Source organism: Spiroplasma endosymbiont of Colias croceus, assembly GCF_964020095.1.
Classification (GTDB): Bacteria; Bacillota_I; Bacilli_A; order Mycoplasmatales; family VBWQ01; genus Spiroplasma_E.
On the sequence record NZ_OZ026536.1, the window covers coordinates 571,001 to 584,905 of the forward strand.

Here is a 13,905-nt window from a genome sequence, read left to right on the forward strand (position 1 = left end):
AATTAAAAATAAAAAAGATAGGTAATCTATGATGTTTGATAAATTAAAAACTATTAACAATCCAGAATTATTAAGATTAACTGGTATAAATGATATTATTTTTAATAAAATTCTAGAAATTTTAAAGACAGAAGAAGTAAAAAAGTTTAAAAATGGTGGTACACCTAATAAATTATGATTAGAAAATCGTTTATTAATGACTTTAGAATATTGAAGAGAGTATCGAACTTATTTTCATATTGCTAAAAGTTATGGAATTAGTGAAAGTAGTTGCTATAGGAATATCAAGTGAATAGAAAATACTTTAATAAAACATCCTGATTTTCAACAACTTGATGGGCAAAAATCACTGTTAAATAATAATTTTAAAGATAAAACAGTTATCATTGATATGACTGAAAGTACTATTCAACGCCCAAAAAAAGTCAAAAACAATATTATTCAGGAAAAAAGAAAAAACATACAATAAAAACTCAAGTCATAATTGAAAAAGATAGTAAAAAAATTATAAGTTCTTATTTTTCTTATGGTAAAAATCATGATTTTAAAATTTTAAAAAATTCAAAAACGAAATTTTTATCAGAAACAACTATTTTAGTAGATTTAGGATATCAAGGTATACAAAACATACATAAAAATGTCTTATTACCTAAACGAAAATCAAAGAAAAACCCTTTAACTAAAGAAGAAAAGAAAAATAATAAGGCTATTTCAAAAATGAGAGTTGTTATTGAACATGTTTTTGCGATTCTTAAAAAATTTAAAATTATTAGTGAAAAATATCGAAATAGAAGAAAAAAATTTGCATTAAGATTTAATTTAATAGCTTCAATTTATAATTTACAATTATTAATTTAAATATATTTGATAATTTAATATTTTATTTTTTTATTTGAAATAATAATTTTTGTTGTATTTTAATGACAAAAAATAAAACATATTTTGAACAATAATTTTTAAAAAATATTAAAAGTGTTATTAAAATAAATTTTTAAAGTTAAAAAATGTGATTAATATCATAGTTTTGCAAGAAGTCTATTGATTTAATGTAGTTAATGTTTAAAATCAAACCAGTATCAATATTAAACATATTTTAACTATAACCTAACTCTTTTAATTTTCTAGGATTATTTCTTCAATCAGGTATTACTTTTACAAAAGTTTTTAATATAATATGAGAATCAAAAATACTTTCTAAATCTGTTCTAGCTCTTATTCCAATTTCTTTAATCATACTACCTCCTTTACCAATAATAATTCCTTTTTGTGAGTCGCGTTCAACAACAATAACAGCATTAATATCAGTAATATTAGTATTTGGATTATAATTAATACTTTCAATTAATACTGCTACACTATAAGGAATTTCTTCTTCTGTTAAATTTAAAATTTTTTCACGAATAATTTCCTTAATTAAAGTATTATCTGAAACATCATCGTTATTTTCAATTAAATAATTCTTTTCACCAATTGGTAAATACTCATATAGTTTTTTCACTAATATATCTAAGTTCATTTCTTTTATAGCAGAAATTGGAATTATTTCTTTAAATGGTAATAAATCTTTTCACTCATTAATTTTATCCATTAATTTTTCTTTTGTTACTAAATCAACCTTAGTTAATAAAAGTAGAATAGTTGTATTTACCCTTTCTGATAATAATTTAATAATATGTTTATCGCTATTTCCAATGTATTCATTACATGGCGCTAATAAACAAATAATGTTAGTTTCTTTAGTGGCACGGTTAGCATCGCGATTCATCATTCGTCCAAGTTGGTTATTATGTTTATGAATGCCGGGAGTATCAAAAAATATGATTTGCATATCATCACTATTATAAATACCTTGAATTTGATTTCTAGTTGTTTGTGGTTTATTAGATACAATTGCCTTTTTTTCTTGAAGAATGGTATTTAATAAAGTTGATTTTCCAACATTACTTCTACCAATAAAACTAACAAAACCTGATTTAAAATTATTAGTCATAAATTAATTCCCTTTCAATGAACTTGGTTTAAACGCTAAAGGTAATAAGTCTTTTACTAATATTTTACAAATTATTTTAGTATCATTATTTTCATTTTTATTACTAATATAAACAGGGCATGTTTCTGGCATAATTTCAATCATAAATTGACGACACATACCACAAGGAGAACCAACCGTTTCACTATCAGTAATTAAAAATAGACTAATAATATCTTCTTTTTTATAACCTTGAGCAATAACTTGTGACAAAGCTGCTCTTTCAGCACAAATACCTACTGAGTATGCAGCATTTTCAACATTTACTCCTAACACTTCTTTACTATTTTTCAAAATTACTATTGCAGCAACTCTAAATAAAGAATAAGGCGCATAAGCATTTTTTTGTATTACTTTTGCTTTTTTCAATAATACTAATAAATCTATATCTTGTTCCATTATACCACTCCTTATTTTCTAGTAATACCAAGAATATTTAAAATTTCATCTTGTAAATCAAACATAACCTTTTCTTCTACACTATTTTGATGATCATATCCTAATGTATGAAGTAATCCATGAATAAAAAGAAATGATAATTCTCTAATTAAACTATGACCATATTCTTGTGCTTGCGCTACTGCCTTTGAATAACAAATATAAACATCGCCTAAATCTCTAATATCAATATTAATATTTGGAAAATCATCATCATTATTTCCAAATGATAAAACATCAGGAACATAATCTTTATGACGATACATTTTATTTAATTCAATACTAGTCTGTTCGTCATTAAAAATAACAGCAATACACCATGTAATTTTCTGTTTTAACTTAATAGCTACTGCATTTAAAATATTTTCTGATAAAATATTAAAATTTTTAATGTCATAGTTATGATCATTGTAAATATTTACAATATTAATTTTTGCTGGCATTTATCTACCTAACTTCTTTTTGATTAAATTATATCAATTTTTACATTTATGTTGTAATATTATTTCAAATAAATGTTAACAAACTTTCTTTACCAATAATTATTAATACCATTTGATTTAAATATGTATTAGAATTAATGTTTTCTTCAATTAAAAGTTGATTATTATCATTTCATTTTGGAAAAAAAATTGTTAAGTAACATTTATTAATAGAGAAAAAAATAGTAATTTGATTAAAACTATTAAACTTTAAACATTCTTCTCTTTTAAAATCTAATAAATAAGCAAAGTGTCCCTTATTTTCATATCTTGTCTCACTTATAAAAATAGTTTGACCATTAACAGCATAAACATGAGGAATATTAATAATTTTTAAACCTAATAAGAGTCCTAAAAAAAGAAAAATTGAACTACTTCCTAATAAATAAGTACTTTTTCTAAAAAAAATCATTACTCATTACCATCTATACTTTTATAATTATTTAAATCAATTACATTTTTAAATAATTTTACTAGTGTTAAATCATGACCTGCATAAATAATAATTATTTTTTTATAATGATTCAATAATAAAGTTATTAACTTTATTTTTAAATCATTATTGATGTTACTCAAAATTTCATCTAATAAAATTACTTTTCAATCATAAAAAAATAAACTTAAGAAAATAATTATTTGTTTTTGACCTTGACTAAGATTAGCCCCATATTCTTGACAATAATAAAATGTTGTTAAACCTAAACTGCCCAAGAGATCATTAAATCCTAATTTTTGAAAATTTATTAATTTTTCTTTTGTAATATTAAATGATAAAATATTTTCTAAAACTGTACCGTTATGAATAATAGAATTTGAATGCAAATAAATACATTTTTTTGTCAAAATTCATATGAAATATTATCTAATCCAATTTCATTATTAATTAAAATCTTACCTTTAAAAGGCACATATTTCTGAATTAATAATGATAATAAGGTTGTTTTACTAATGCCAGAAGGACCAATAATAATATTACTTTGTTTTAATATTAAATTTAAATTGCTAAAAACTACTTTATTTCTTAGGACATATTCCGTAATTAAATTTAATTAATTGTCAATAAAATTGTTTTAAAACTATTTAGTGTTATTGAATATAGAAATAAATATTTTTTGAAAAAATAGTTTAAAAAATGAGTTTACATTTTAAACAAAAAATTGTTAATAATATTTTTATATTAACTCGATAAAAATTTAAATTTTAAAAAAATATTTTTAATATTTTTTTTATTTTAATGGTTTTATTTTATTAAAAATTTCACAAAGTAAGTTAAATCTTAAGTACATAAGTCTAAATTTAGATTTTCTACATTTATTTACTAAAATTTTGAATCTTTTCAATCAAGCAAAGACATGTTCAACTTTAATTCTAATTTTAGATACAATCTTATTGTATTTTCTTTCTTGTTTAGTTAATTTTTTATTTTTAGTTCTTTTAATTGGTATTATTGTATTTTTATAAATATTTTGTATACCTTGATATCCTAAATCACCAATAATTATTGTTTTTTCTGAAAATTCAAGATTTGAATTTTTTAATATTTGAAAATCATGCACTTTACCATTATCAGCAAAAATATCAACAATTTTTTTATTAAAAAAATCATATACAATTTGAAATTTTATAGAATACATTCAACTTTTACCAGAAAAATATTCTAACTGTAGTTTTTTTTAGTTGGTCTTTCAATTTCAATCTCAGTTGAATCAATTAAATAAAATTGAAATTCATTTGAATTTTCTTGTTTTTTATCAATTTTTAATTTATATCTTTCTTTTAAAAATTGGTAATCTTTGTGGTTACTAAGTTTATTTTCTACTCAAGTAATATTTCGAAAACAACTTGATGGGCTCATTTTAGATTTAATACTCATTTGAAAAAAAGTATAATATTCTTTTCAGTATAATAAAGTCATCATTAATCTTTCTTCTACTGAAAGTTTATTTTTTCGACCTTTATTTTTAGATTAAAATAGCAATCTTTTAATACTATTTTATTAATTGATATTGAAAAAAATTTTTTGTTATTCTTATATTGTAATCTACAATGGACATATTCCGTAATTAAATTTAATTAATTGTCAATAAAATTGTTTTAAAACTATTTAGTGTTATTGAATATAGAAATAAATATTTTTTGAAAAAATAGTTTAAAAAATGAGTTTACATTTTAAACAAAAAATTGTTAATAATATTTTTATATTAACTCGATAAAAATTTAAATTTTAAAAAAATATTTTTAATATTTTTTTTATTTTAATGGTTTTATTTTATTAAAAATTTCACAAAGTAAGTTAAATCTTAAGTACATAAGTCTAAATTTAGATTTTCTACATTTATTTACTAAAATTTTGAATCTTTTCAATCAAGCAAAGACATGTTCAACTTTAATTCTAATTTTAGATACAATCTTATTGTATTTTCTTTCTTGTTTAGTTAATTTTTTATTTTTAGTTCTTTTAATTGGTATTATTGTATTTTTATAAATATTTTGTATACCTTGATATCCTAAATCACCAATAATTATTGTTTTTTCTGAAAATTCAAGATTTGAATTTTTTAATATTTGAAAATCATGCACTTTACCATTATCAGCAAAAATATCAACAATTTTTTTATTAAAAAAATCATATACAATTTGAAATTTTATAGAATACATTCAACTTTTACCAGAAAAATATTCTAACTGTAGTTTTTTTTAGTTGGTCTTTCAATTTCAATCTCAGTTGAATCAATTAAATAAAATTGAAATTCATTTGAATTTTCTTGTTTTTTATCAATTTTTAATTTATATCTTTCTTTTAAAAATTGGTAATCTTTGTGGTTACTAAGTTTATTTTCTACTCAAGTAATATTTCGAAAACAACTTGATGGGCTCATTTTAGATTTAATACTCATTTGAAAAAAAGTATAATATTCTTTTCAGTATAATAAAGTCATCATTAATCTTTCTTCTACTGAAAGTTTATTTTTTCGACCTTTATTTTTTTCTAATTTTTCTATTTCAATTAATTTTTCTAACATTTCATTAAAATGAAAACGTTTTATACCAAAATATCTATAAAATTCTTCATTTTTTAATTTTTTTAAATTTTCAAAAATCATTTTTATCAACACTTTTCTAAATTTATTGTTAATAACAAAATTATAAAATAAATTTTAAAATTATTAATTGACTTTTAAAAAATTTAATTACGGAATATGTCTAATTAATAAAATTATTAAATCTTTGAAATGATTTAATAAAAACCGGAAAGAAAATAAGACTATTACCAATATTTTGAAAAAAAGAATTAATATAAATACTAATACTAGTAATAAATATTAATTGAGATAGATTAATTTTACCATCAAAAATTAATATTAATGATAAATATATAGTAATAAAACTAATAATATTTTTAATAAAACTTGTTAACGAACTATTATTAATAACTAAATTATTTAATTGTCAATAATTATTAATATGTGTATTATACTTTTTAACTAATATACTTTTAATATGCAGTTGCAAATTACGAAAATAGGCATCTTCAAAACTTTTTTGAGTTAAAATTATTTGTTGCTGCAAATCTAATTTGGTAACTAGTTCTTTTTTTACTAATGGTTTTTTTCATAACATTATTATAAAATTAATTAATACTGTTATAAAACCATTTAATAAATTTACTAATCAAATCATAAAATGAATCTTAATCAAAACTATGCTAACAATAACACTAGTAATAAAATTAATAATTATCTCTAAACTATTATGACAAAACATAGTTGATATGTTATTAATATCTTGATATATTTGTAAAAAATCACTACCATTATATTTTTGTATTTCTATTGGTTTACTTTTAAATCATTTATTATGAAATAAATCTACTAAAGATATATTCCGTAATTAAATTTTTTAAAAGTCAATTAATAATTTTAAAATTTATTTTAAAATTTTGTTATTAACAATAAATTTAGAAAAGTGTTGATAAAAATGATTTTTGAAAATTTAAAAAAATTAAAAAATGAAGAATTTTATAGATATTTTGGTATAAAACGTTTTCATTTTAATGAAATGTTAGAAAAATTAATTGAAATAGAAAAATTAGAAAAAAATAAAGGTCGAAAAAATAAACTTTCAGTAGAAGAAAGATTAATGATGACTTTATTATACTGAAAAGAATATTATACTTTTTTTCAAATGAGTATTAAATCTAAAATGAGCCCATCAAGTTGTTTTCGAAATATTACTTGAGTAGAAAATAAACTTAGTAACCACAAAGATTACCAATTTTTAAAAGAAAGATATAAATTAAAAATTGATAAAAAACAAGAAAATTCAAATGAATTTCAATTTTATTTAATTGATTCAACTGAGATTGAAATTGAAAGACCAACTAAAAAAAACTACAGTTAGAATATTTTTCTGGTAAAAGTTGAATGTATTCTATAAAATTTCAAATTGTATATGATTTTTTTAATAAAAAAATTGTTGATATTTTTGCTGATAATGGTAAAGTGCATGATTTTCAAATATTAAAAAATTCAAATCTTGAATTTTCAGAAAAAACAATAATTATTGGTGATTTAGGATATCAAGGTATACAAAATATTTATAAAAATACAATAATACCAATTAAAAGAACTAAAAATAAAAAATTAACTAAACAAGAAAGAAAATACAATAAGATTGTATCTAAAATTAGAATTAAAGTTGAACATGTCTTTGCTTGATTGAAAAGATTCAAAATTTTAGTAAATAAATGTAGAAAATCTAAATTTAGACTTATGTACTTAAGATTTAACTTACTTTGTGAAATTTTTAATAAAATAAAACCATTAAAATAAAAAAAATATTAAAAATATTTTTTTAAAATTTAAATTTTTATCGAGTTAATATAAAAATATTATTAACAATTTTTTGTTTAAAATGTAAACTCATTTTTTAAACTATTTTTTCAAAAAATATTTATTTCTATATTCAATAACACTAAATAGTTTTAAAACAATTTTATTGACAATTAATTAAATTTAATTACGGAATATGTCCTAAAAAGTTATTGAAATAAAAATAAAATTTTTGACATATTTTATTTAAAATATATTCAATTAAAATTTTCATTAAATTAATAAAAAAGAAACTTAATAATAAAATCATTGCTAACTGTAAACTATTATTTAAAATAATTTGATTAATAAAATGCTTATAAAATACTTGTGCTATAAAAAAGGTAGTAACTAAAAATAAATTATTAATTATAATAATTAATGAATAATATAAATAATTTGGAATCAAAAATGGTGAAAAATTTTTAATTTTATTCATCTTTTTTTATTACTAATAAAAAATTTATTTATTAGACTTCTTGCAAAACCTATCTATTAAAAATTTAATTTTTAAAATAAAATTAAAAATAAAAAAGATAGGTAATCTATGATGTTTGATAAATTAAAAACTATTAACAATCCAGAATTATTAAGATTAACTGGTATAAATGATATTATTTTTAATAAAATTCTAAAAATTTTAAAGACAGAAGAAGTAAAAAAGTTTAAAAATGGTGGTACACCTAATAAATTATCATTAGAAAATCGTTTATTAATGACTTTAGAATATTGAAGAGAGTATCGAACTTATTTTCATATTGCTAAAAGTTATGGAATTAGTGAAAGTAGTTGCTATAGGAATATCAAGTGAATAGAAAATATTTTAATAAAACATCCTGATTTTCAACAACTTGATGGGCAAAAATCACTGTTAAATAATAATTTTAAAGATAAAACAGTTATCATTGATGTGACTGAAAGTACTATTCAACGCCGAAAAAAAGTCAAAAACAATATTATTCAGGAAAAAAGAAAAAACATACAATAAAAACTCAAGTCATAATTGAAAAAGATAGTAAAAAAATTATAAGTTCTTATTTTTCTTATGGTAAAAATCATGATTTTAAAATTTTAAAAAATTCAAAAACGAAATTTTTATCAGAAACAACTATTTTAGTAGATTTAGGATATCAAGGTATACAAAACATACATAAAAATGTCTTATTACCTAAACGAAAATCAAAGAAAAACCCTTTAACTAAAGAAGAAAAGAAAAATAATAAGGCTATTTCAAAAATGAGAGTTGTTATTGAACATGTTTTTGCGATTCTTAAAAAATTTAAAATTATTAGTGAAAAATATCGAAATAGAAGAAAAAAATTTGCATTAAGATTTAATTTAATAGCTTCAATTTATAATTTACAATTATTAATTTAAATATATTTGATAATTTAATATTTTATTTTTTTATTTGAAATAATAATTTTTGTTGTATTTTAATGACAAAAAATAAAACATATTTTGAACAATAATTTTTAAAAAATATTAAAAGTGTTATTAAAATAAATTTTTAAACTTAAAAAATGTGATTAATATCATAGTTTTGCAAGAAGTCTATTATATTAGTTGAAATAACAACATTCGTAAAAATTTTTGTAAAATCTTCAATATTTTTTCAACTAAGTTCAATATCTTCTGGATTTGCCACCAGTCATTTATTTTTTTTCTTTTTGTAAATAACTATAAAATGAAATCCGACATTAGCATTATATATTTGAATAATTAATGGTTTAACAATTATTAGTGATTTTAATTTATCAAAATTAATATTATAAGCTTTTAATAATAAATTATAATTACTAGCCAATTGTTTTAATTATAAAAGATTAATTCCCAATTTTGTTAAAAATATATCTTTTTTTATGTCATTAATTAATAACTTCTTCTTAAGACATATTCCGTAATTAAATTTTTTAAAAGTCAATTAATAATTTTAAAATTTATTTTATAATTTTGTTATTAACAATAAATTTAGAAAAGTGTTGATAAAAATGATTTTTGAAAATTTAAAAAAATTAAAAAATGAAGAATTTTATAGATATTTTGGTATAAAACGTTTTCATTTTAATGAAATGTTAGAAAAATTAATTGAAATAGAAAAATTAGAAAAAAATAAAGGTCGAAAAAATAAACTTTCAGTAGAAGAAAGATTAATGATGACTTTATTATACTGAAAAGAATATTATACTTTTTTTCAAATGAGTATTAAATCTAAAATGAGCCCATCAAGTTGTTTTCGAAATATTACTTGAGTAGAAAATAAACTTAGTAACCACAAAGATTACCAATTTTTAAAAGAAAGATATAAATTAAAAATTGATAAAAAACAAGAAAATTCAAATGAATTTCAATTTTATTTAATTGATTCAACTGAGATTGAAATTGAAAGACCAACTAAAAAAAACTACAGTTAGAATATTTTTCTGGTAAAAGTTGAATGTATTCTATAAAATTTCAAATTGTATATGATTTTTTTAATAAAAAAATTGTTGATATTTTTGCTGATAATAGTAAAGTGCATGATTTTCAAATATTAAAAAATTCAAATCTTGAATTTTCAGAAAAAACAATAATTATTGGTGATTTAGGATATCAAGGTATACAAAATATTTATAAAAATACAATAATACCAATTAAAAGAACTAAAAATAAAAAATTAACTAAACAAGAAAGAAAATACAATAAGATTGTATCTAAAATTAGAATTAAAGTTGAACATGTCTTTGCTTGATTGAAAAGATTCAAAATTTTAGTAAATAAATGTAGAAAATCTAAATTTAGACTTATGTACTTAAGATTTAACTTACTTTGTGAAATTTTTAATAAAATAAAACCATTAAAATAAAAAAAATATTAAAAATATTTTTTTAAAATTTAAATTTTTATCGAGTTAATATAAAAATATTATTAACAATTTTTTGTTTAAAATGTAAACTCATTTTTTAAACTATTTTTTCAAAAAATATTTATTTCTATATTCAATAACACTAAATAGTTTTAAAACAATTTTATTGACAATTAATTAAATTTAATTACGGAATATGTCCTTAAAATAAAACCTATATATCATAGCAAGACATGCCAAACCACAATCATTTTCTGTTTTTTGTTGAACAAAAGGATATTTCATATAAAAAATCACCGCCAATAATAATTAACAGTGATTACCATTTTTTCCTTTTTATTACTTACGATGTTTTTTCTTTTTAGCAGCAGCGCTTTGTTTTTCGCGTTTTTCATCACGCGCAGAAAGAAAATGTTTATGTCTTTTTTCTGCTCTTTTAGTTTCTTGGGCCTTTTTACTAAATCCTTTTAAAAGACGTTGAAACTCTTGTTCACTACTTGTTCGTTCTTCGTTTTCTTTGTTGTCTGATGATGGTGATTTTTTCACTGAATGCATTCATGTCAGCTCCTATTTTTTATTTTACTTTAACAATTATATTAGTAAATTAAAAAATTATCAATATTTTTATACAATATTAAACTTTTTATTTTAAAAAAAAATTAAAAGTAAGATTATCTTTTAAAATTTCACACTTACTAACTATTATTTAATAATACTTAATGATTTTATCATATTTTAAATGTTTATTTTTTTAATAAATAAAACAAAAAAATTATTTATAAAATAAATCTAAATGAACGATTTGATACTAAAAATGGAATAAAATTTAAATCTTCTTTAGAAAGTTTGCCAACAACGTTACGAATACCATCATTTTTAATTTTATTTGTAATAATATGTAATTCACCACGATAATTTTGTGCTTTATTATTAAGAATAACAACATCACCTTTTTCTAATCATTGATTAGTATTGTTAGCAGGGATATCTAATTCTTGATATATAACTCGAGAAATAACACTACGAATTATATCACGTGCTAAATCAGATCTAACTTTATGAATATTTTTGTCAAAAAGAATCTGTTGTTCACTATCAGTAATATTAGAATTTAACTCAATTTTTAACGATAAATTTTTATAATCAATTTCATTTATCATTTTCAAATCATATTCTGTTAAAACTGGTTAGCAATAATTATCATATCAATGCATAAAGCAATATAATGACGAATTTGTGTTACCAATGGTCAATCACGATGCAGTTCTAATGTTGGTAAATTATCATTATATTTTCAAGGTCCAATTTTATCTTTTCCTAATAATGTAACAAAGCTGGCAAATGGAATTTTATTAACAACGCTTTCAGATTGATTTAAACAAAAAAAGTCAATATCAGCAGCGGTATATCTTTGTGGATAAAAATTATAACAACTAATAAGGTTATTAACATTAGCTTTATAAAATAATATTAAGTAGTTGATATCATTAACAACATATGAATCATTAATAAATATTTTAAAATTTAAACGATTTTGACTTAATTTTGCTTGATGCTTAATATCAATTCCTTCGTTGCAACGAATACCCGATAAACCATACATTTTAAAAAACTTTATGAAATCAAGTCGTTTATTAAGATTCAGATTAAATTCATTAATAAATTCAATATTAATATCTGCAAAAACATGCATATTATACTTTTTAGCAATTTGTGTTAATACTACTAATTTTTTTAAATTTTCATAATCTGTTTTTTTAAAACTAATTAAAGTTGTAAAAATAGTTTTAATATTATTCTTGGCTAATAATTCGGTATAATTTTTAATTTCTTCTAAATTTGCTAAATGTAAATAAACTGCAGCACCAATTTTTTCCATTTACTTCCTCCTTTACTTTTTATATATTAATTTTATCATTTTGTAACTTAATAATTTTTAATTTTTACAATAGACTTCTTGCAAAACTATGATATTAATCACATTTTTTAAGTTTAAAAATTTATTTTAATAACACTTTTAATATTTTTTAAAAATTATTGTTCAAAATATGTTTTATTTTTTGTCATTAAAATACAACAAAAATTATTATTTCAAATAAAAAAATAAAATATTAAATTATCAAATATATTTAAATTAATAATTGTAAATTATAAATTGAAGCTATTAAATTAAATCTTAATGCAAATTTTTTTCTTCTATTTCGATATTTTTCACTAATAATTTTAAATTTTTTAAGAATCGCAAAAACATGTTCAATAACAACTCTCATTTTTGAAATAGCCTTATTATTTTTCTTTTCTTCTTTAGTTAAAGGGTTTTTCTTTGATTTTCGTTTAGGTAATAAGACATTTTTATGTATGTTTTGTATACCTTGATATCCTAAATCTACTAAAATAGTTGTTTCTGATAAAAATTTCGTTTTTGAATTTTTTAAAATTTTAAAATCATGATTTTTACCATAAGAAAAATAAGAACTTATAATTTTTTTACTATCTTTTTCAATTATGACTTGAGTTTTTATTGTATGTTTTTTCTTTTTTCCTGAATAATATTGTTTTTGACTTTTTTTGGGCGTTGAATAGTACTTTCAGTCACATCAATGATAACTGTTTTATCTTTAAAATTATTATTTAACAGTGATTTTTGCCCATCAAGTTGTTGAAAATCAGGATGTTTTATTAAAGTATTTTCTATTCACTTGATATTCCTATAGCAACTACTTTCACTAATTCCATAACTTTTAGCAATATGAAAATAAGTTCGATACTCTCTTCAATATTCTAAAGTCATTAATAAACGATTTTCTAATGATAATTTATTAGGTGTACCACCATTTTTAAACTTTTTTACTTCTTCTGTCTTTAAAATTTCTAGAATTTTATTAAAAATAATATCATTTATACCAGTTAATCTTAATAATTCTGGATTGTTAATAGTTTTTAATTTATCAAACATCATAGATTACCTATCTTTTTTATTTTTAATTTTATTTTAAAAATTAAATTTTTAATAGATAGGTTTTGCAAGAAGTCTAATAAATAATGTAAAGGATTCTTAGTTTGATAAAATAACTACTTCTACATAAAATAAGAAAATTGACTACGCTAATCTTAATTTTAATACAACTTATACATTAATAAATCTACTACTTATATTTATTCGTGTTAAATATTAACTTTATAAATATAATTATTTTTTATGCTAATATTTATTTATAATTTAATAAAAGTTGATTCCTA

At 19.3% G+C, this 13,905-nt stretch carries 23 protein-coding genes; 6 read left to right on the forward strand and 17 right to left on the reverse strand.

All coding sequences use genetic code 4. The features are described from left to right. Nucleotides 1-28: 28 nt before the first annotated feature. Nucleotides 29-858, forward strand: a protein-coding gene (locus AACL24_RS03565; protein ID WP_339048706.1) for an IS5 family transposase whose coding sequence is annotated in 2 segments (ribosomal slippage) — nt 29-425 and nt 425-858 — 831 coding nt in all. Because the reading frame shifts where the segments join, the coding sequence is not laid out codon by codon here. A gap of 235 nt (nt 859-1,093) precedes the next feature. Here the strand turns inward: AACL24_RS03565 and era are convergent. From era to AACL24_RS03615, 11 genes are all read right to left on the reverse strand, one after another. Then, nucleotides 1,094-1,990 (reverse strand): GTPase Era, encoded by an 897-nt coding sequence (gene era / locus AACL24_RS03570; RefSeq protein ID WP_339048708.1) that lies wholly within the window; start codon nt 1,988-1,990, stop codon nt 1,094-1,096. A gap of 3 nt (nt 1,991-1,993) precedes the next feature. Further along, a complete protein-coding gene (cdd, locus tag AACL24_RS03575) occupies nt 1,994-2,428 on the reverse strand; it encodes a cytidine deaminase (protein WP_339048710.1) in 435 nt (144 codons plus the stop codon). Between the two features lie 11 nt (nt 2,429-2,439). Further along, nucleotides 2,440-2,910: an rRNA maturation RNase YbeY gene (gene ybeY / locus AACL24_RS03580; RefSeq protein ID WP_174480613.1), complete on the reverse strand. Its 471-nt coding sequence runs from the start codon at nt 2,908-2,910 to the stop codon at nt 2,440-2,442. A gap of 46 nt (nt 2,911-2,956) precedes the next feature. Next, on the reverse strand, nt 2,957-3,361 hold the full coding sequence (locus AACL24_RS03585) for a hypothetical protein (RefSeq protein ID WP_338957396.1): 405 nt from the start codon (nt 3,359-3,361) through the stop codon (nt 2,957-2,959). Next, the gene (locus AACL24_RS03590) at nt 3,361-3,771 is read right to left on the reverse strand and encodes a hypothetical protein (protein ID WP_339048712.1); all 411 of its coding nucleotides are present in this window, start codon (nt 3,769-3,771) and stop codon (nt 3,361-3,363) included. The genes AACL24_RS03585 and AACL24_RS03590 overlap by 1 nt, the downstream gene beginning before the upstream one ends. Then, nucleotides 3,732-3,998 (reverse strand): ATP-binding cassette domain-containing protein, encoded by a 267-nt coding sequence (locus AACL24_RS15490; RefSeq protein ID WP_422398079.1) that lies wholly within the window; start codon nt 3,996-3,998, stop codon nt 3,732-3,734. The genes AACL24_RS03590 and AACL24_RS15490 overlap by 40 nt, the downstream gene beginning before the upstream one ends. A gap of 177 nt (nt 3,999-4,175) precedes the next feature. After that, entirely contained in the window at nt 4,176-4,583 is a 408-nt protein-coding gene (locus AACL24_RS03595; protein ID WP_339045908.1) for a transposase family protein, read from the reverse strand. Between the two features lie 23 nt (nt 4,584-4,606). Then, entirely contained in the window at nt 4,607-4,867 is a 261-nt protein-coding gene (locus AACL24_RS03600) for a hypothetical protein (RefSeq protein WP_339047158.1), read from the reverse strand. Nucleotides 4,868-5,199: 332 nt separating this feature from the next. Beyond that, nucleotides 5,200-5,607 carry a transposase family protein gene (locus tag AACL24_RS03605; RefSeq protein WP_339045908.1) on the reverse strand — a complete coding sequence of 136 codons (408 nt, stop codon included), beginning with the start codon at nt 5,605-5,607 and terminating at the stop codon, nt 5,200-5,202. 23 nt (nt 5,608-5,630) lie between these two features. Then, on the reverse strand, nt 5,631-6,053 hold the full coding sequence (locus AACL24_RS03610; RefSeq protein WP_339045912.1) for a transposase family protein: 423 nt from the start codon (nt 6,051-6,053) through the stop codon (nt 5,631-5,633). A gap of 100 nt (nt 6,054-6,153) precedes the next feature. Further along, nucleotides 6,154-6,570, reverse strand: coding sequence for a hypothetical protein (locus tag AACL24_RS03615; RefSeq protein ID WP_339048714.1), 417 nt, complete (start codon nt 6,568-6,570; stop codon nt 6,154-6,156). 357 nt (nt 6,571-6,927) lie between these two features. Between AACL24_RS03615 and AACL24_RS03620 the strand changes: the two genes are divergently transcribed. From AACL24_RS03620 to AACL24_RS03630, 3 genes are all read left to right on the forward strand, one after another. After that, nucleotides 6,928-7,350 carry a transposase family protein gene (locus AACL24_RS03620; RefSeq protein ID WP_339045912.1) on the forward strand — a complete coding sequence of 141 codons (423 nt, stop codon included), beginning with the start codon at nt 6,928-6,930 and terminating at the stop codon, nt 7,348-7,350. A gap of 23 nt (nt 7,351-7,373) precedes the next feature. Continuing rightward, on the forward strand, nt 7,374-7,781 hold the full coding sequence (locus AACL24_RS03625) for a transposase family protein (protein WP_339045908.1): 408 nt from the start codon (nt 7,374-7,376) through the stop codon (nt 7,779-7,781). Between the two features lie 586 nt (nt 7,782-8,367). Next, nucleotides 8,368-9,197 (forward strand): IS5 family transposase gene (locus tag AACL24_RS03630; protein WP_339048716.1). Its coding sequence is split into 2 segments (ribosomal slippage): nt 8,368-8,752 and nt 8,752-9,197, totalling 831 coding nucleotides; the frame shifts between segments, so codons are not numbered across the junction. Nucleotides 9,198-9,336: 139 nt separating this feature from the next. Here AACL24_RS03630 and AACL24_RS03635 read toward each other — a convergent pair. Beyond that, on the reverse strand, nt 9,337-9,468 hold the full coding sequence (locus AACL24_RS03635; RefSeq protein WP_339048718.1) for a hypothetical protein: 132 nt from the start codon (nt 9,466-9,468) through the stop codon (nt 9,337-9,339). Nucleotides 9,469-9,811: 343 nt separating this feature from the next. Here AACL24_RS03635 and AACL24_RS03640 point away from each other — a divergent pair, with 343 nt between their 5' ends. Both AACL24_RS03640 and AACL24_RS03645 read left to right on the forward strand, forming a co-directional pair. Further along, nucleotides 9,812-10,234 (forward strand): transposase family protein, encoded by a 423-nt coding sequence (locus tag AACL24_RS03640; RefSeq protein WP_339045912.1) that lies wholly within the window; start codon nt 9,812-9,814, stop codon nt 10,232-10,234. Between the two features lie 23 nt (nt 10,235-10,257). Next, nucleotides 10,258-10,665 (forward strand): transposase family protein, encoded by a 408-nt coding sequence (locus AACL24_RS03645; RefSeq protein WP_339048720.1) that lies wholly within the window; start codon nt 10,258-10,260, stop codon nt 10,663-10,665. A gap of 183 nt (nt 10,666-10,848) precedes the next feature. Here AACL24_RS03645 and AACL24_RS15495 read toward each other — a convergent pair whose 3' ends face one another. The 5 genes from AACL24_RS15495 to AACL24_RS03665 all read right to left on the reverse strand — a co-directional run bounded on the left by AACL24_RS15495 (nt 10,849) and on the right by AACL24_RS03665 (nt 13,624). Continuing rightward, a complete protein-coding gene (locus tag AACL24_RS15495) occupies nt 10,849-10,950 on the reverse strand; it encodes a cysteine peptidase family C39 domain-containing protein (protein ID WP_422398062.1) in 102 nt (33 codons plus the stop codon). Nucleotides 10,951-11,004: 54 nt separating this feature from the next. Continuing rightward, a complete protein-coding gene (locus AACL24_RS03650) occupies nt 11,005-11,220 on the reverse strand; it encodes a hypothetical protein (RefSeq protein WP_174480618.1) in 216 nt (71 codons plus the stop codon). 221 nt (nt 11,221-11,441) lie between these two features. Then, nucleotides 11,442-11,825, reverse strand: coding sequence for a DUF871 domain-containing protein (locus tag AACL24_RS03655; protein ID WP_339048722.1), 384 nt, complete (start codon nt 11,823-11,825; stop codon nt 11,442-11,444). Nucleotides 11,826-11,842: 17 nt separating this feature from the next. Continuing rightward, a complete protein-coding gene (locus AACL24_RS03660; protein WP_339048724.1) occupies nt 11,843-12,544 on the reverse strand; it encodes a MupG family TIM beta-alpha barrel fold protein in 702 nt (233 codons plus the stop codon). Between the two features lie 250 nt (nt 12,545-12,794). Next, nucleotides 12,795-13,624, reverse strand: a protein-coding gene (locus tag AACL24_RS03665) for an IS5 family transposase (RefSeq protein ID WP_339045885.1) whose coding sequence is annotated in 2 segments (ribosomal slippage) — nt 12,795-13,228 and nt 13,228-13,624 — 831 coding nt in all. Because the reading frame shifts where the segments join, the coding sequence is not laid out codon by codon here. Nucleotides 13,625-13,905: the final 281 nt, after the last annotated feature.